Source organism: Mesorhizobium silamurunense (assembly GCF_014843825.1).
Classification (GTDB): domain Bacteria; phylum Pseudomonadota; class Alphaproteobacteria; order Rhizobiales; family Rhizobiaceae; genus Mesorhizobium; species Mesorhizobium silamurunense.
The window spans coordinates 1-15,859 of record NZ_JHQR01000012.1 but is presented as its reverse complement, the minus strand read 5'-3'; the positions used below and the strand labels follow the sequence as shown (position 1 = coordinate 15,859).

The following is a 15,859-nucleotide window of genomic DNA, read 5'->3' as shown; positions in this document are numbered from 1 at the left end:
CTGGGGTCCAATAGTGCGCCTGATTAGGCGTTGAGGGACGGAGAAGCGCCCAGGTCAAAATAGCCGTGCACGAAGGATTCCGGCCGGTTCACCGCAAGGGCGAGCCGCTCTTCGGCACGGATGGCGACGAGGTTCCTGACGAAAAAGTCGTCATGCTCCGTCGAGACTTCGACCGCCGCATCTTCGCGGTCGAACACCTGAGCGCCCATGGTCGCACCGACCAGGAATTCCCCGGAGGTGATGGCGGTCGTTTCGACTACGGCAAGACGCCACAGCTGCATGGTGCCGCCGGTCTGGACCTGAATCCAGATGTAGCGGCTTTCTCCGTCCTTGGTCAGTTCGATGGCCGCCCAGTCGTTCGGGTTGAGCACCACGAAAGTGGGACGATATTCCGCGTTGCGGACCTGAAGGCTGGCACGGCGGATTGTGTCGATCCGCGTATCAGTGGCCCCATTGCTGAGCGTTGACTGAGAGAACGGCGTCGCCTGCGGAATGATGCCGTGGAGGTTCTGCCCAGTGCCGTCGCCGGCAAGAAGCTGGTTCTCCTCCACGTACTTCAGGCCGAACGTTGCCCGACCGTTGATGTATGACATCAGCATCGGGACATCGGACAGAACCTGCTTAGAGGCCGCGAACCAATGGGCGATTGTGCGCACATTGGTAGTGACGAGTTCAAACTTCAGATCGGACTGAGGCTTGGTTGCCCCTTCCGCGACCGGCGCCGCGTTGTTGGTGAAGCCGGTTTCCTTCATGAACTCGATCGCGTTGGAAGACGTGCGGCCGGGCAGCAGAAGGTCTCGGATAGTCAGTTCACGCACGGCCGGCGTGATGATGCCGGGCGCGCGGTCCGGACGGATGAGATCGCCGGCGGAGCCAGCGGCATCGGTCGTTGCGGAGGTGATCGTCGCTGCCTTGAGGTTCAGGCGCGCGGTGCCGCGGCCTTTGCTCTGCAGAGCCTTGAAATCGTCGGTCTCGGTGAGTTGTTCACCGATCGACTTCGCCGGCACGTCGCCGAAGCTGCGGCGTGACAGCTTCTGTTCGACCTGCATAAGACGATCCTGAAGGCTGGCGCCTTCGGTCGAAAGCTTGGTGAGTGCTGCCTTGGTTTCGTCCAGCACCTTGCCGTGCGTCTTGATTTCCTCGCTCGCCTTGGTGGCGAAGGACTGGATTTCAGTGTCGCGAGCCTTGAGCGCGTCCATGACGCTCTTCAATTCGTTCTGTTCGTCAAGGCGATCGCCGACCGCCTTCCGGCGAAACTCGCCGGCCGGATAATGTTTCGTCATTTTCTTATCCTCAGATTTGTGGAAGAGAGAAGCCCTGCAGCGCCTTCACAAGGTCGCTGGCGGCCGTTGGATTCGCCTGGTCTCCGACGTCCGTCAGGAGATGTTTCAAGCCCCGCGTGGCGATCACGGCGGCTTGTGAGCGCGAAAATCCTGACTCTCTCAGGAACCGTTCGAACTCAGAAAGGGACGGAAGCCCGCCGTGTGCGAGCTTCATCTTAATGGCGTCAATTCGAGCATCGTCGTTCGCCGGCATGGTAACGATTGACACCTCCTCGAGGTCGACCCGGGTCAGCGTGCGAACGCCGGTCTTTTCGTCATAGGAGGACTCCCGCAGCCAAAAGCCGATGGACAGTCCGGTGACGGCGCCCGCCTTCATGAGCGCGTGGGCTTCCCGGGCTTTGGCCACGTCTTTGGTTAGAAGTTGGCCTTCGACGTAGAGGCCTTTGTCGTCTTCCTCGACCTTGGAATAGGTTCCGAGTGGGGAGTCGGTTCGATGCTGCCAAAGGATCGGGACCGGTCGATTGCGCGCCTTGCGGTCCGTCAACGTGGCGACGAATGCACCAGGCGCAACGACCTCATTGTAGGTGTCCACGACGCCGAACACCGAACCATATCCAGAAAAAAAGCCGTCATCTTTGACGGCTTTGATGGAAAGTTCGAAATCACGAATCTTAATCGACATTCTGGTTTTCCTCGATGCCAAGCCACGATCGGAAGGCGGCCTTCGCCGCGGCGGTGTTGTCGCCTCCAAGCCTGTCCAGTGGCGCCAGATTGGTTTGCGCGGTCAGGGCATCGGCAGAAGCGCCAGCGTGAGGCAGATTGAGTTTCGCCCTGGCCTCGTTGCGGCTCATGAGGGCGTTCTGGACCATGGTCGACAGGAACGACGCCTTGGCCACGCTGTCGGCCTGTAGCAAGGCCTCGCGGTTGAATTCTGCATAGACCCGACGACGCTCACCAGGCGCAATCAGTTGTTTGGCGATACGCTTTTCAATCCTCGTCAAAATCGGGTTCAAGCCGGTCGTGAGCCACTGCAAAAGCAGTTGCTCGATACCCGTTCCCCAAGCGGTCACGCCCTGCGCTGCATGGCCGATTACGACGGGCGGAACGCCGAACCATCTGCAAATCTCTTCGACGTTAAAACGGCGCGTCTCCAACATCTGCATATCTTCCGGATTTAGGCTCAGTTGTTCGAATTTCAGCCCGGCCTCGAGCACCATAACCTTGCCGGCATTTGTCGAGGTGCTGTATTTTTTCAGGATCTCATCAAGCTGTTTGCGCTGTTCTGTGTTCAGCTCCGATTCGGTCGAAAGGACGCCGCTCGGCATCAGTCCATTGCCAAAGATCTTGCCGGCGGCTTCGTCCGCAGCGATCGCGCTGCCGAATGTCTGAACGCCGAACCTGATTGGTGAAAGGCCAAGATCACCGCCGAATCCAAAGCCTCGAATGTGAAGGACGGACTCGGCCGGAAGATCGACAGCCTTGCCGCGATCGGTAAATTTGTAGCGGAGCTCGCCCGCCTCTCGGGTCACATTCACCTGGTCGGCCGGAAGGAGATTCAGCGCAGTAATACGGTCACCAAGCTTGACGATCTCAGCATAGGCATTACCCCGCACCATCAGCCAAGCGACCATGGCGCCCCAAAACTCGAAAGCAGTCTGATCGGCGTTCGGACTGTCGCCGATGATTTCCGCCAACGGGTGATCGATAGGATTGCGACCGCCGCGACCGTCCTTTTCGAAGAGTTGCAGCGGCAGGCAGGAGGCGGCCTCAGAGTTGAGGCGTACACACGACCACACAGTTGCGAGTTGCATCGCCGTGTTGTCGGTGACGGCCTTCCCGGCGGCGCTGGCGCCGCCATAGAAGTAGGACCAAGGCGCCGTGTCGGTGAGGCCGAAACGCCGGCCAATCCAAGATTTGAAATTCATTAGACCACCATGACGGGGTTATTCAGGAAGCCCTTCAGCGAAGGCTTCACTGGCGGAGGTTCGAAGCGATTGGCGACCTGCAGCGCCATGGCGAGCGCCACGGCACCGTCGACGCGCACGGGGCCGCGGCCGTTTGATTTCTCTTTGTCGATTTTCAAATTGCCGGCCGCGTCACTGACAGTGATTGCCCCGGCTACAGCGGCGGTTAGGACGGGGTGCCCGCCGTGTCGCAGCTTCCCAGACAGGGCGAGCTCCGCAAAGCGCTCCACGGCTGGCCCCATGCTGACGAAGCCTTGCCGAAACGGTTCCAGCGGTATCTCACAGGCAATGTCAGCCAGGTCGCCCTTCAGATCGTCGACGCGATAGGTGTCGAAGCCGATCAACTTGATGTCGAATTCCTTGGCGAGTTTCGCCAGTTCGGCAGCAACGAAGCTGTACCGGACAGTCGGGCCAGGCGTGGCGAACATGTGGCCTTCGGCAATCCATCGGCGAAATCGCTCCTGTTCGGCCGGTCGGCGGGCTTCAAGCTGGCCTTCAGGCGTCCAGAAGAACGGCAGAACATCGAATGTCGGATCCGGATCGTCAGACGGGAAGACGAGCACTAACGCGGTTAGGTCATTCTTGCCGCTCAGGTCGAGCCCGCCAAAACATGGCCGGCCCTTAAGCGCCGCGCGATCGACCGGGCCGGCGTTCTGCTTCCAAACCGGAAGTGTCACGATCCGGCTTTCGGGGTTTGCGTCCGCCCGCTGGTTGAGCCGCAGGCGCCGATACGAACTTTCAAACGCCGGCATGCGGCGGGCGCGGTCGCGGGACTTCTGGACCGCCTTCAGGTCAAGGAAGTGTCCCCACGCAGGATTGCAGGCCTTTATGGTCTCATCGCTGTACGGGTCCGCGTCTTCCGGCGCCGTGTGGAGTTGGAGATAGGTCGAAGCGTCCGCGCCAGTCAGCGCGTCATCGATCAACCTGGAGAGCGGATGGTCGTCGCTCTCGTTTTGGGTCGAAAGGACGATGCCGAGCGTCTCGTCTCGCTTACCTTCCGATTCCATCAAAACGGAGAGCAACGCGCCGTCTGGCGCCTCTCCGAGTTCATCGTAGCACCAGAGCGTCGGCGACAGCCCTTGCGAGCGGCGAGCGTCTGCCGATAGCGCCTCGTAAACGGAATCGAGGCCGTCACCCTCGAGCACGTGAATTTTCTTGTGAAAGTCGACTATGTTCACCCGGGCTGCAAATTCCGGGACGCGAAGGATCGTCGCCTTCATTTCATCGAAAATCAGGCCAGCCTTGCCGCGATCGATCGACGCCGAAAACACGGCGCCGCGCTCTTCGGACTCCGGACCAAGAAGCGCCGCCAGGCAGATCCCGGCAATCAGGCCGGTTTTGCCGTTGCCCTTCGGCTGGCTGAGAATGGCGAGGGAGACCTTGCGTCTACCGGTCCTATCGGTTGCAAAGACGTTCTCGATGAACTCCCGCTGTGACGGCAGCAGCCGCATTTTCTTGCCGCGGCGGATGCCCTTGGTGACAGGGAGCCACTGAAGGAAAGCGATCATCCGCTGTGCGCGGGAGAGCCCCTTCTTCTTCCAAGGCAGGCGCCGCTTCGTTTCGGCCACCTGTTCTTTTGCGAGGCGCTGGCGAGCCGCGCCAGGTCCGCGCAGCCCCATGCCGAAACCCTCACACTGATGTCATGGCAGGCGGCCGCGCCGTGACCGCCCGCCCTCGATCGCGTCGACCTTGACCCCATCCATAGCCCGCGTGGGCATTGGAGCGCCGGGGAGGCTGACTTCCGCTAACGGCCCGATCGAAGGGGCCTCTAAGGAGTGGCGCCCCAATGGTGAAAAACTATCGATGGCAAAACTAACTCTGCGCGCGAGAGCCACGGCGGTCTAAGCCGCGAAAAAGCTGGCGACTTTTGACCCGCCCCCGCCCTTTGGATCGCGAAACGAAGGCGCCGGTGACGCTGATTTATCTTTTGTTTTCAATATGTTATTTGTTGACGAGGCCAAGGTTCGGACGTACTCTGCTGCGAGTTAGCTGAACCAGGGACCGAAACCGATGCTCGAATATGGACCGATGATCGTGCTCGCAGTGATTGCCATCCTGATGGTGATCGGCCTCATCCCGGAAACGGCCGAAGACGCTGCGCTCAAGTTCCGTCACCAATGTCGAGACGACGGTATGAGCTTTGCTGAGACAGAGGCGGCAATCGCTATTCGGAAGGCTTTCGTTCAGCTGCGCCGGCTGTCATCAGACCAATGCGTTGCGAGCGGCGGCAAGATGGATCGCGACCAAATCAATCAGATAGCCGGACAGATCGCCATTGGCCTTGCGGCCGCGCACGGGCGGGAAACCGCCAAGAGCTTCATTGGCTGGATCGACGCTTGTCCCGATGAGGAAATCCTCTACGACGACGCGCGCGCCGCGCGCCACAGAATGCACGTCGCCTCTCTCCGGTCGAAAGACCTCTATCCGCCCAAGCGGATTGCAATGAGTGAGGACTTCGCAAACGCGTTCCGGATCATCAACCAGCATTGAAGGGATGATTGCTGTCCAGCGGAAGCCCGTCGGGCCCGACGTCACTGGAATAGCCGTTGCGCTCTTGTGACTGCTTGCTGCTGTCGTGGCAGGCCTTGCACAGCGATTGAAGCCGACCGTTGAAGAATCGGAACCGATCGCCTCGATGACGCTCTACGTGGTCGGCGACTACAGCGGGTGTCCTTACGCCAGCGCGAGCACAGAACGCGCAGAATGGCTCCCGCCTCAACTGGCGAGCTCGAATGACAAACCACTCCTTAGTCCGATACCAAGCCCGCCACGGTTGCGAAGCCCGGCGCTTGGCCTCGTATTGCGCGCGGTCCTTCATGCCCTGCGATCAATCCTCAATCGTAGCGATGGTCGCTGTAGTTCCCGTCGCCATCACACGGCGCACTTGGAACACGATGGGGCAACCCGCGTGCACGCCGACGAATGCAAGTGGCTCATCGTCTTCATTGTGGACGGGGATGACGCTCACGTTGCCGGCGGTCAGCAGCACGACTGCCTTCGGGATCACCGGCAAATCTTCGGTGACAACACGGCCACGGCGCCCGGAGCTTTGCGGACTTGGAGCGGTGTCTGTATATGGATCGGCCATCGCTAAGAAACCTTTCGTGTTGATTGGACAGCCACGCCGCAGGGGCAAAGAAAAAACCCGCCGCTGCAGGTGGCAGGGGACGGGTTGATTCGGCCGGTGATTCAAATCGATCTTTCTCAGCGACACTGACTCGGATTTGCCGCTGACACCACCCCTAGATTAAACTTTCTTGTTAACACAATATTTAGTGTCTCCCGGCTGAAAACGAAAAAGACCGCCCCCACGGCCCCCGCTTTGGGGGCTTAAAAGGTTCAGTGAACCATAGGAGCGCTTCGTATTTGGGCCGTAAGACATTGATTTAATGGTGGGCGATGACGGACTCGAACCGCCGACATCTTCGGTGTAAACGAAGCGCTCTACCAACTGAGCTAATCGCCCGCTCCGGGCCGGACCTTTAAGCAGTTAGAGCTCTGTTCGCAAGGCCCAATGAACAGCCGGCGCACCCGTTGTCAGGCGGATTTCCCCGATGCCGGCGCACTTGTCAAAAAACCTTCTGCTGATTGCTGTTATGCTCGCATGCCGCGCTTGACACCCGCAAACGAACCCCTTATCCAGCGCCCCAACGACGAACACGCCTGACACGTGCTCGTCTGTGCGCGGGTGTAGCTCAGTCGGTTAGAGTGCCGGCCTGTCACGCCGGAGGTCGCGGGTTCGAGCCCCGTCACTCGCGCCATTTCGTTTCAATGGCTTAGCCGTTTTTGGCGAAGTCAGTTTCAACTTTTTCCCCTCCGAGTTTCAACTTTTTGTATTCGTTGCGTTCATAGCCGAGCAGTTTGCGACCCTTGCGACGGGATTCATCTGCCGCGCGAACTGCCGCCAGATTGACCGGCATACAGGTCCTCTGCAGAGCTTTGTTCTCGTCGATGGAATTCCCCATCTTGGCCGAAATCGCCTCGACCGATGCGCCGCCCGCATATGAGTGACCACCCCTGACATGGCGCGGGATCGCTTGTACGGCGCCCTATGGCGATTTGTCCACCTCGTTAGCGCGCGAGGGCCGACGCCACCTACGGTGCGGTCTTTGCGATCTCGGTGCGTTCCCAACTCACGATCGATGCGCCAGCCTGGCAGCGCTATTCCGGCAGCCCAGCCTTTCGCAAACCTTCTGCAAGCAGAGCCATATCGGCCGCACGCCTGATTGAAACGACGTCGGCGAGATTGGAAATTCGTTGGCCAGGATCGAGGGCGAGAATTCGGCTCACCACCTTTTGCGCGTCCTCGGTTCGGCCAGCGTGAGCATAGCTTGCAGCCGCAAAGCGCAACGACGCCAAAAAGTCCGGCTTTTCCCGCAACGACCTTTCCGCCCAAGATGATGCCTCCTCAAATCGACCAGCTAAGAGATGAGCCACTGCAACCGCATTCAGCATATCGAACATGAACGGGTCGACTGGGCTCATGCGTATCGCAGTGGCGAGGTGCTGGAGGGCGGTTTCCGTATCGCCGAGGTCGGCTCTGACCCAGCCGCTGAATAGCCACGCAGTAGCCAGGTTCGGATTGAGCGCAAGCGCGCGATCAATGAAGGCTGCCCCGCTATTGTAGTTGCCCACGACAAACGCGAGCGCTTCCCCGCCGAGTGAGAGCGCAACCGCGTCATCCCTGCCCAAATCCACTGCCTTCAGAGCCAGGCGTTCTGTCTCGACGGTTTCCTGCTCACGATCGGCCATCCAGCCGTTCGCCTTGCGCATGACGGCACACAACGCGGCCATGCCGTATGCCGAGGCGAATTCAGGGTCGAGTTCGATGGCCTTGTAAAACAACTGAAGGGCGTTTGCGTTGGATTCCCTGGTCAACTGATGAAGACTTGCTATCCCGCGCAGATAGTAGTCGTAAGCGTCAAGGTGCTCGGTCGGCTTGCGCTTGGCCCGCTCGATCTCTGCCTGTTCCAGCTTCGGACCGATCGCTCCGACGACGCTCCGGGTCACTTCCTCCTGCAGGTCAAAAACGTCCTCCAGCCCGCCGTCGAAACGGTCGGCCCATAGATGTGCTCCCGTTGTCGCGTCGATAAGCTGCCCGGTGATGCGCACCCTGCTCGCCGCCTTGCGCACGCTCCCTTCAAGCACATAGCGCACACCAAGCTCGCGCCCGACCTGCTTGATGTCCACTGCCCGGCCCTTGTAGGTAAAGCTCGAGTTGCGCGCGATGACGAACAGCCAGCGCGTCCGGGACAGCGCGGTGATGATCTCCTCCACCATGCCGTCAGCGAAGTAGCCCTGCTCGGGGTCGCCACTGAGGTTGTCGAATGGCAAGACCGCGATGGACGGTTTTTCGGGAAGCGTCAGCCTCTCCCTTGTCGAGAATACCGAAGTTGGTTTTGCTCGACTGACCTGATAGGCGCGCACCGCCTCCACGATGTTGTGGACCTGATGGCTACCGAGGTCGGTGTAGGCATAGTCTAGTTTGCCCTTGACCTGCTCGTAGACATTGCTCGCGACGCAGACGCCGCCAGGTTCTGCAAGCTTCTCGAGCCGCGCGGCGATGTTCACGCCATCACCGTAGATCGTATCGTCCTCTGCAATCACGTCGCCCAAATTCACGCCCATGCGGAAAGTCATGCGCTTGTCTTCGGGCAAACTTGCATTGTGAGCGGCCAATCCCTCCTGGGCTTCGACCGCACACTGCACCGCGTGGACTGCGCTGGCGAATTCGACAAGAAGGCTGTCGCCAGCGGAACCGACGATGCGTCCGTGCGACTCTGTGATCTTGGGCTCGATCACTTCGGCGCGAAGCCTCTTCAGATGCGCAAGCGTGCCAACCTCGTCGGCTCCCATGAGGCGGCTGTAGCCGACGACGTCGGCAGCAAGGATTGCGGTGAGGCGTCGCTCCATGCTTGTGTCCTGCCTCTTCCGTAGGTCGAAGCTCCGGGCAGCGAGCGTATTCTAGTCCTACCTCGAATGCGAGCGTGCAGTGCCGGCGCCTTCGGTGTCTTTGCGAGCATTGTGCTCCTCCTGTTCGAGTTTGAAATTACGCCCGCTCGCGATGGCGGCGGATAACGCGGCAGTAGCGCTCCGCCAGGCGAACAACGTGGATACTGTCTGCCATGCCCTCGAGATGAGCGGCGTCGAGTTCATCCGTGGGAACGGCGGCACCTCCGGCGTGGGGTTGAGAAAGGCTTCGATCGTCAAGCGCTTCTCACCGGCCGCCCCCTGAGAGAAGGCACTGCCCACGCCGACGGCCATTTTTTTAAGCGCGTATAGTCGTCAGCCGTTCGGATAGTAGCCGCCGTCGGCACCGTCACCCATATAGGTTCCCTGGCCGGTGGCATTCTGAAGCCGCTGGTCCACCGCATTGATCTGCCCCAGCGCCGAACGGTCTCCGGAAGTCAGCGCGGTAGGCTGGATGGTATCCGCCTGCTGCATCAGGTCGCGGGCCTGGTCCTGCGTGATCTTGCCGGCCTCCCTGGCCTGACGGATACCCTGCTTCACGCTGAGCAACTGCTCTACCGCCGCCCGCGCCGCCGGATCCGTCGGCACCGATGCAGTGGTTGTGGTGTCGACCTGTGCCCTGTGGTGACGGTGCACAGCATAGGCGCTCGAAAGCGGTATGGTGGCGAAGATCGATGCGGCCGCAATGATTTTCGGCATGAAAGAGCTCATGATGGCATCTCCCTATGATGGAGGAAGCGGTAAAGCCGCTCTCCGAAATGGGCCGTCTGGTCGCGTCGTGTCACGGTGTGGGGGCATGCATCGCCGGCGGTTCTCGGCCCGCGACGAGATATAGAGGCCACCCCGGCGTTGAGACGGAGGTGGAACGCAAACGTTATCCGATGTGATCGAGCGTTGAATCGTGGCTGCACATACGCTGGCTTCCCCGTCTGTTTGGGGCGAATACCGGGCGCCGCTCATTTAATGCATGTTGCGCAAAAGTGTGCAGCGGTCTTGCGAAACGACATGCTTTAGGCAGCCTGTGCTCTACCTTCCCTTGAACTGCCTCAAGAAAAGATGGTGGCCAGTGGCCATAGCTGTCGTCGTCTTTTTTCAGGATGCGCCACTTGCCTGCTTTCCCGTTCTCCGAAGCGAACCCAATTCAATATCCCGGTCCCCCGCCGAAAAGTTCGGACGTGGTGATTATCGGCGGCGGCGTTATCGGCGTGACGACAGCGCTTTTTCTTGCGCGGCGCAACATCTCGGTGACGCTGGTCGAAAAAGGACGGATTGCAGCCGAACAGTCGTCCCGCAATTGGGGATGGATCCGCAAGCAGGGACGCGATGCGGATGAGCTGCCGATCGTGATCGAGGCATCCGGTCACTGGCGGCGGTTGGCTGAGGAATGCGGCGAAGACATCGGCTTGCAGCAGACAGGCGTGACTTACCTGGCAAGTTCGGATGACAAAATGGCCAGCTTCGAAAAATTCATGAAGATCGCCGCCGCCCATGAGATCGATACTCGACTTCTGAACGCGCGGGAAACCGCGGATCTCATCAAAGGCATGTCGCGCAGTTTCAAGGGCGCGATGACGACACCTTCCGACATGCGGGCGGAGCCTTGGGTGGCCGTGCCAGCGCTCGCTCGACTTGCTGCCCGCAAAGGCGTCAAGATCGTAGAGAGCTGCGCGGCGAGAACCTTGGAAATCTCGGCCGGCAGGGTCAGCGGTGTATGGACCGAGGCGGGTCACATCGAGACGTCCAGCGTTCTGCTCGCGGGCGGTGCGTGGTCTTCCCTCTTCCTGAGAAGGCATGGCGTTTCCATTCCCCAGCTCAGTGTCAGATCGACCGCTGCGGCAACGGAGCCGATGCCTGAAATCTATGCAGGCGCCGCGGCAGAAGAGCATATCGCTTTCAGACGCCGACAGGATGGCGGATACACGCTCGCCCCGGGAGGCAGTCATTTGCTCTATCTGGGCCCTGACGCATTCCGGCACGCAACGAAGTACCTTCCCGCCCTCATGGCCAATCCTTTCGGGTCACGTTATTCGCCGGCCGCACCTGCGGGTTACCCGGATAGCTGGTCGACGCCGCGTCACTGGACGCCGGATTCCCAAAGTCCCTTCGAAAGGGTGCGGGTGCTCAATCCGGCTCCCGAACGTTCCGGTCTCCGTTCGATCGAACGCAATTTCCGGCGCCTGTTCCCGCAGCTCGAGTCGGTCCGCCTGAAGGCAAGCTGGGCAGGCATGATTGACGCAATGCCTGACGTCGTCCCCATAGTGGATCGCGTGCAGGCGATCATCGGCCTTGTCGTCGCAACAGGCATGAGCGGTCACGGCTTCGGCATCGGGCCGGGAATCGGTCGCATCGTCTCCGACATGATTCAGGGAAACGAGATCGGGCACGATCTAACCCGATTTCGCCTGTCGCGCTTTTCCGACGGAAGCGCTATTCGACTGGGCCCGGCTCTCTAGCGGCATCGCGTTGGATCGCGGGTTCCCGAAAACAGCGATGCCGTGCCCGCATTTTTTCGATCTTCGAAGCTCAACTGTTCCGCCACCCACTGCCGCCGACCGTGAGCGAGGTTTGCGCCCTGTCTCGCGGACCATGACCGCCAAACCTAGCGCTCGCCCGATCTCTCGGAACCATTCTGTACCTGTCTCGTTCCGCACAGGGGCCAAAGACCGGAGAGACAGATGGCTGTAAGATGTCGCGTTTCGATTGACGACGCCAGGGATGTGGACGAGCTCGCGTTCCAGGAACTGCCGCGGGTGGGTGAAAGCGTTTCGATGCCGTTCGAAGGGTCGAACATGGACCTTCGCGTTCTGCGCGTCGTGCATATGCCCGGCAGCGAGCAAGGTGCTGCGACGATGCTGGAACTGACCAGCAAGATCCTCTAGAGCAATTCCAGCAAAAGTGTGAAACGGTTTTCCGTCCGGGATTGCGGCAAAAGAAGATAAAGCGGCATTCATTCGCCCAATATGACGCCGGAGGCGACAATCTGGGCGGTTCGCGCGGTGAGCTTCTCGCGCTTTACAAGCGTGGGCTTTTGATAGGGCTTTTTCATCTCACCATTCCGGAACCGGCGCTGCCTTGTGTTTGGTCAAGACAGTGAACGCGCGCGCACCGGTTGCGTTCCTAAAAGCGGGTTGATGGCTGAATTCGACAAGTGGTGGGCGCGCGGGGTTGCGAGCAAGCATGTCACCCAAGCTGCGCAGCGGTTTGGGACAACGATATGCACCTGGCGGGCGTAAGCACGCGTGCCCCGACTGCGCTCGAAACCAATTAGCGCGGGCGCGCCTGATGGACCTGTGGCGTGGAACTTGCCGATAGCAAGTCTGCCTCAGGGCCTTGCGATCCCCGTTTGTAAATCAGCCGGACCACCAGTCCGACGTATCCGATCTGAAGAATGATCATCGTAAGGATGGCCCAGCCGAGCGCCTTCCAGACCGAGCCGGTCTCCAGCTCAGCCCAGATCGCCGTGATGAACGACGTTGCGAACATGCCCACCAGAAATTGAGGAAAATACATCGGCACAGCATCCAATGCTTCGGCGTTTCAGCGGCCCTTAACTCAACCGGTAAAGAGTCCGCCGCCCCATTCGCGGAGCGGCGGAGCCCCCCAAATTTGCCCCCCGGCTACCGGGCGCGGTCCGCCCCGGCATTGCTGACAATGCAATCGTGATGCCAGACACGGTGACCCATTACGGGACACTTGTGCCGTCGACGCAAGGCGTTGGCGCCAAATAATATTAACCGTGGCTAATATGCCACCATTTGCTCGTAAGAGACCGGATTGTGAGAGTTGTGGCGGGATGCCGCCTGGCGCGATGCTGGTGACGCCGGTGAGGCCGCGCGCGAGGCTGGCGACTTCAATCCTTCGCCAGCAGCGCCTCGACTTCCTGGAGCGTCGGCATGGACGGCGCGGTGCCCGGACGGGTCACCGAAATGCCGGCGACGGCGCAGGCAAAGCGCACCGCCTCCAGCGGCTCGACGCCCTTGGCAAGGGCAGCCGCCAGGCCGCCGTTGAAGGCATCGCCCGCACCTGTGGTTTCGACCACTGTGCCGGCATTGACGGCTTCGACATGGTCGGAGCGGTCCTTGGTGTGCAGCAGCGCGCCCTTCTCGCCGAGCGTCACGATGACGGCGCCCACCCCCTTCGCCAGCAGACTGTCGGCGGCGCGGCGGGCATCATCGATCGAAGAGACCGTAATGCCGGTCAACCCTTCGGCTTCGGACTCGTTGGGTGTGACGTAGTCACAGAGCGCGTAGATGCTATCCGGCAGCGTGGCTGCGGGCGCCGGGTTGAGAATGGTCGTCACCCCTGCCCCGCGCGCGATCTCGAGCGCCTTCAGCGCCGCGTCGATCGGCTGCTCGAGCTGGGTGACGAAGACGCCGGCCGAGCGGATCAGGCCGACATGGGCCTCGATATCGGCGGGCGAGATCAGCATCGCCGCACCCGGGCTGACGATGATGGCGTTGTTGCCGCTGCCCTCCTCGACAAAGATGTAGGCGGCGCCGGTATAGCTGTCCGGCGTGTCGATCACGGCGCTTTTCACGCTCGCCGCCTTCCAGATCTGCTTGGCCATGTCGGCAAAGGCATCGACGCCGAGCCGGGTCAGAAAGGTGATATCGGCGCCGAGCTTGCCGGCCGCGACCGCCTGGTTCGAGCCCTTGCCGCCCGGCCCGAGCTTGAACGAGTTGCCGAGGATCGTCTCGCCCATGCGCGGCTGGCGGTCGGCGCGATAGGCGGTGTCGGCGACGAAGACACCCAGGATGACGACAGGCTTGCCGACGGCCATCTCCTTTACTCCGCATCCGGCGGAATGACGCCTTTGCGGAAGGCAAAGCAGCCATAGAAGCGGCGCTCGCCGGTCTGGATGACGCAGTACGCCTTCTTGGCGCGCTCATAGAAGGCGTAGCGCTCGATCGAGATCATCGGCCAGGACTTGCCCTCGGCCGCGTCGATCTCCTTCTGCACCTCCTTCTGCACCGGCGGGATCTCGTTCGGCTTGCCGACGATCTCCATGCGCGCGGCCGCGTCGTTGACGAAGCTGTCCAGCGGATAGAGCGACAGCACCGCCTTCGCCACCTCGGCCGCCGGCGCATCGATGCGCAGCAACCTGCCAAGCACGGTCTGCTTCGCAACGGAGTCGGATGGAAAATTGGTGTCGGCGATGATCAGGTCGTCGCCATGGCCCATCGCCCGCAGCGCCTGAAGCACGTCGGCATTGAGCAGCGGATTGATCCCTTTGAGCATGGTTTCCTCTCGGAAGTCTGTTTGCGGTCAGAGACGCTTGCCGGTCCCTGCGTCGAAGAGATGGACGTGGTCGAGCCGCGGCCTGAGCTTCAGCGTATCGCCGGGCTTGAAGTCGTGACGCTCGCGGAAAAGCGCCACCATCTCGCCCTCGCCGAAGCGTACAAACACCAAGGTCTCCGAACCCGTCGGTTCGACCACCGAAATCGTGGACGCCACACCGTCGGGATGGATTTCCAGATGCTCCGGGCGCACACCATAGACGACGGCCTGTCCGTCCTCGGTCGCGACACCGGCGGGCATTGGAAAGGCTGAACCCGCTATGTCGACCACGGGCTTCGCACCCTTCTTCACCGTGCCCTTGAGCAGGTTCATCGCAGGCGAGCCGATGAAGCCGGCGACGAACAAATTGGCCGGCCGGTCGAACAATTCCAGCGGCGCGCCGACCTGCTCGATGCGGCCGTCGCGCATCACCACGATCTTGTCTGCCATGGTCATGGCCTCGATCTGGTCGTGGGTGACGTAGATAGTTGTGGTCTTCAGCCGCTGGTGCAATTCCTTGATCTCGGTGCGCATCTGCACCCGCAGCTTGGCGTCGAGATTGGAGAGCGGCTCGTCGAACAGGAACACCTGCGGATTGCGTACGATGGCGCGGCCCATGGCGACGCGTTGGCGCTGGCCGCCGGAAAGCTGGCGCGGATAGCGCTTGAGATAGGGATTGAGGTCGAGGATGTCGGCCGCCCGCTTCACCCGCTCTGCGACCACTGCCGGATCGGTGCCGCGCAGCTTCAGCGCGAAGGCCATGTTCTGCTCGACCGTCTTGTGCGGGTAGAGCGCGTAGTTCTGGAACACCATGGCGATGTCGCGCTTTGCGGGCGCTAGGTTGTTGACGACGCGATCGCCGATCGAAATCGTTCCGCCGGAGACCGTTTCCAGGCCCGCCACCATCCTCAGCAGCGTTGACTTGCCGCATCCCGAAGGACCGACTAGGACGACGAACTGGCCGTCGGAGATATCGACGCTGACCTCATGCAGAACCTTGACGGTTCCGAAAGCCTTGGCCACATTGGTGATCGCTACTTGAGCCATCGTCTCCCCTATCTTTTCGGTCAAGCTAGCCATTGCCAACGGCAAGGGCAAGTCGGTATCTTATCGATAAAAAGCCATGCTTGTTGACAAGGTAATCGATTACGCGAATAGTGGCGAGTGCCAATCCGAGAGCCGGTCCTTATCCGGGAAATCGGATCTCCTGGCGATGCAGAGTGGGGTCCCGCGTCCCCATATGGTATAGGAGAACCGTAGACGTTTCGACGTCAACAGATTGGCAATTCAATTCACGACTGAAGTTCTGGGAGGAACCTTGAGATGAGAGTCGATCTTTACGAAAAACTGGTGCGCGCCGGGGCG

The 15,859-nt window shown here is 60.7% G+C and carries 17 protein-coding genes and 2 tRNA genes; 4 read left to right on the top strand and 15 right to left on the bottom strand.

Translation table 11 applies throughout. The annotated features are described in order from the left end of the window. Nucleotides 1-23: 23 nt before the first annotated feature. From DH10_RS01220 to DH10_RS01205, 4 genes are all read right to left on the bottom strand, one after another. Nucleotides 24-1,199: a phage major capsid protein gene (locus tag DH10_RS01220; protein ID WP_210327741.1), complete on the bottom strand. Its 1,176-nt coding sequence runs from the start codon at nucleotides 1,197-1,199 to the stop codon at nucleotides 24-26. A gap of 94 nt (nucleotides 1,200-1,293) precedes the next feature. Continuing rightward, nucleotides 1,294-1,965 carry an HK97 family phage prohead protease gene (locus DH10_RS01215; RefSeq protein WP_192384080.1) on the bottom strand — a complete coding sequence of 224 codons (672 nt, stop codon included), beginning with the start codon at nucleotides 1,963-1,965 and terminating at the stop codon, nucleotides 1,294-1,296. Then, entirely contained in the window at nucleotides 1,955-3,208 is a 1,254-nt protein-coding gene (locus DH10_RS01210; RefSeq protein WP_192384079.1) for a phage portal protein, read from the bottom strand. The genes DH10_RS01215 and DH10_RS01210 overlap by 11 nt, the downstream gene beginning before the upstream one ends. Then, entirely contained in the window at nucleotides 3,208-4,866 is a 1,659-nt protein-coding gene (locus DH10_RS01205) for a terminase large subunit (protein WP_192384078.1), read from the bottom strand. The genes DH10_RS01210 and DH10_RS01205 overlap by 1 nt, the downstream gene beginning before the upstream one ends. Nucleotides 4,867-5,257: 391 nt before the next feature. Here DH10_RS01205 and DH10_RS01200 point away from each other — a divergent pair, with 391 nt between their 5' ends. Beyond that, nucleotides 5,258-5,737 carry a hypothetical protein gene (locus DH10_RS01200; RefSeq protein ID WP_192384077.1) on the top strand — a complete coding sequence of 160 codons (480 nt, stop codon included), beginning with the start codon at nucleotides 5,258-5,260 and terminating at the stop codon, nucleotides 5,735-5,737. Nucleotides 5,738-6,074: 337 nt separating this feature from the next. On the opposite strand, the gene DH10_RS01195 is transcribed toward DH10_RS01200, so the two are convergent. Then, the gene (locus tag DH10_RS01195) at nucleotides 6,075-6,461 is read right to left on the bottom strand and encodes a spike base protein, RCAP_Rcc01079 family (RefSeq protein ID WP_192384076.1); all 387 of its coding nucleotides are present in this window, start codon (nucleotides 6,459-6,461) and stop codon (nucleotides 6,075-6,077) included. Between the two features lie 176 nt (nucleotides 6,462-6,637). Then, a tRNA-Val gene (locus DH10_RS01190) sits at nucleotides 6,638-6,713 on the bottom strand. A gap of 218 nt (nucleotides 6,714-6,931) precedes the next feature. On the opposite strand from DH10_RS01190, the gene DH10_RS01185 reads away from it, so the two are divergent. After that, nucleotides 6,932-7,008, top strand: a tRNA-Asp gene (locus DH10_RS01185). A gap of 15 nt (nucleotides 7,009-7,023) precedes the next feature. Here the strand turns inward: DH10_RS01185 and DH10_RS01180 are convergent. From DH10_RS01180 to DH10_RS01165, 4 genes are all read right to left on the bottom strand, one after another. Beyond that, nucleotides 7,024-7,167 carry a hypothetical protein gene (locus DH10_RS01180; protein WP_192253822.1) on the bottom strand — a complete coding sequence of 48 codons (144 nt, stop codon included), beginning with the start codon at nucleotides 7,165-7,167 and terminating at the stop codon, nucleotides 7,024-7,026. Between the two features lie 241 nt (nucleotides 7,168-7,408). Further along, nucleotides 7,409-9,160 carry an adenylate/guanylate cyclase domain-containing protein gene (locus tag DH10_RS01175; protein ID WP_192253820.1) on the bottom strand — a complete coding sequence of 584 codons (1,752 nt, stop codon included), beginning with the start codon at nucleotides 9,158-9,160 and terminating at the stop codon, nucleotides 7,409-7,411. A 57-nt stretch (nucleotides 9,161-9,217) separates the two neighbouring features. Then, nucleotides 9,218-9,457: a hypothetical protein gene (locus tag DH10_RS01170; RefSeq protein WP_192253818.1), complete on the bottom strand. Its 240-nt coding sequence runs from the start codon at nucleotides 9,455-9,457 to the stop codon at nucleotides 9,218-9,220. Between the two features lie 75 nt (nucleotides 9,458-9,532). Further along, complete coding sequence (locus DH10_RS01165) at nucleotides 9,533-9,928, bottom strand: hypothetical protein (protein ID WP_192384075.1); 396 nt, start codon at nucleotides 9,926-9,928, stop codon at nucleotides 9,533-9,535. 395 nt (nucleotides 9,929-10,323) lie between these two features. On the opposite strand from DH10_RS01165, the gene DH10_RS01160 reads away from it, so the two are divergent. Then, entirely contained in the window at nucleotides 10,324-11,670 is a 1,347-nt protein-coding gene (locus DH10_RS01160; RefSeq protein ID WP_192253814.1) for an NAD(P)/FAD-dependent oxidoreductase, read from the top strand. A 222-nt stretch (nucleotides 11,671-11,892) separates the two neighbouring features. Beyond that, a complete protein-coding gene (locus DH10_RS01155) occupies nucleotides 11,893-12,096 on the top strand; it encodes a hypothetical protein (RefSeq protein WP_192384074.1) in 204 nt (67 codons plus the stop codon). Between the two features lie 68 nt (nucleotides 12,097-12,164). On the opposite strand, the gene DH10_RS01150 is transcribed toward DH10_RS01155, so the two are convergent. The 5 genes from DH10_RS01150 to DH10_RS01130 form a co-directional block, all read right to left on the bottom strand. Beyond that, nucleotides 12,165-12,263, bottom strand: coding sequence for a putative RiPP precursor (locus tag DH10_RS01150; RefSeq protein WP_192253810.1), 99 nt, complete (start codon nucleotides 12,261-12,263; stop codon nucleotides 12,165-12,167). 218 nt (nucleotides 12,264-12,481) lie between these two features. Continuing rightward, nucleotides 12,482-12,727, bottom strand: a complete 246-nt coding sequence (locus tag DH10_RS01145) for a hypothetical protein (protein ID WP_192253808.1) — start codon at nucleotides 12,725-12,727, stop codon at nucleotides 12,482-12,484. A 340-nt stretch (nucleotides 12,728-13,067) separates the two neighbouring features. Beyond that, the gene (gene rbsK / locus DH10_RS01140) at nucleotides 13,068-13,997 is read right to left on the bottom strand and encodes a ribokinase (RefSeq protein WP_192253806.1); all 930 of its coding nucleotides are present in this window, start codon (nucleotides 13,995-13,997) and stop codon (nucleotides 13,068-13,070) included. A gap of 5 nt (nucleotides 13,998-14,002) precedes the next feature. Beyond that, the gene (locus DH10_RS01135; RefSeq protein WP_192253804.1) at nucleotides 14,003-14,455 is read right to left on the bottom strand and encodes an RbsD/FucU family protein; all 453 of its coding nucleotides are present in this window, start codon (nucleotides 14,453-14,455) and stop codon (nucleotides 14,003-14,005) included. Nucleotides 14,456-14,482: 27 nt separating this feature from the next. Beyond that, nucleotides 14,483-15,541 (bottom strand): ABC transporter ATP-binding protein, encoded by a 1,059-nt coding sequence (locus DH10_RS01130; RefSeq protein WP_192253802.1) that lies wholly within the window; start codon nucleotides 15,539-15,541, stop codon nucleotides 14,483-14,485. Nucleotides 15,542-15,859 lie beyond the last annotated feature (318 nt).

Coding starts and splice junctions, on each gene's coding strand:
- DH10_RS01135 (WP_192253804.1), bottom strand. CDS start 14,455: ATGCTCAAAGGGATCAATCCGCTGCTCAATGCCGACGTGCTTCAGGCG.
- DH10_RS01210 (WP_192384079.1), bottom strand. CDS start 3,208: ATGAATTTCAAATCTTGGATTGGCCGGCGTTTCGGCCTCACCGACACG.
- DH10_RS01145 (WP_192253808.1), bottom strand. CDS start 12,727: ATGTATTTTCCTCAATTTCTGGTGGGCATGTTCGCAACGTCGTTCATC.
- DH10_RS01215 (WP_192384080.1), bottom strand. CDS start 1,965: ATGTCGATTAAGATTCGTGATTTCGAACTTTCCATCAAAGCCGTCAAA.
- DH10_RS01155 (WP_192384074.1), top strand. CDS start 11,893: ATGGCTGTAAGATGTCGCGTTTCGATTGACGACGCCAGGGATGTGGAC.
- DH10_RS01205 (WP_192384078.1), bottom strand. CDS start 4,866: ATGGGGCTGCGCGGACCTGGCGCGGCTCGCCAGCGCCTCGCAAAAGAA.
- DH10_RS01180 (WP_192253822.1), bottom strand. CDS start 7,167: ATGCCGGTCAATCTGGCGGCAGTTCGCGCGGCAGATGAATCCCGTCGC.
- rbsK (WP_192253806.1), bottom strand. CDS start 13,997: ATGGCCGTCGGCAAGCCTGTCGTCATCCTGGGTGTCTTCGTCGCCGAC.
- DH10_RS01165 (WP_192384075.1), bottom strand. CDS start 9,928: ATGAGCTCTTTCATGCCGAAAATCATTGCGGCCGCATCGATCTTCGCC.
- DH10_RS01200 (WP_192384077.1), top strand. CDS start 5,258: ATGCTCGAATATGGACCGATGATCGTGCTCGCAGTGATTGCCATCCTG.
- DH10_RS01175 (WP_192253820.1), bottom strand. CDS start 9,160: ATGGAGCGACGCCTCACCGCAATCCTTGCTGCCGACGTCGTCGGCTAC.
- DH10_RS01220 (WP_210327741.1), bottom strand. CDS start 1,199: ATGGACGCGCTCAAGGCTCGCGACACTGAAATCCAGTCCTTCGCCACC.
- DH10_RS01130 (WP_192253802.1), bottom strand. CDS start 15,541: ATGGCTCAAGTAGCGATCACCAATGTGGCCAAGGCTTTCGGAACCGTC.
- DH10_RS01150 (WP_192253810.1), bottom strand. CDS start 12,263: ATGAAAAAGCCCTATCAAAAGCCCACGCTTGTAAAGCGCGAGAAGCTC.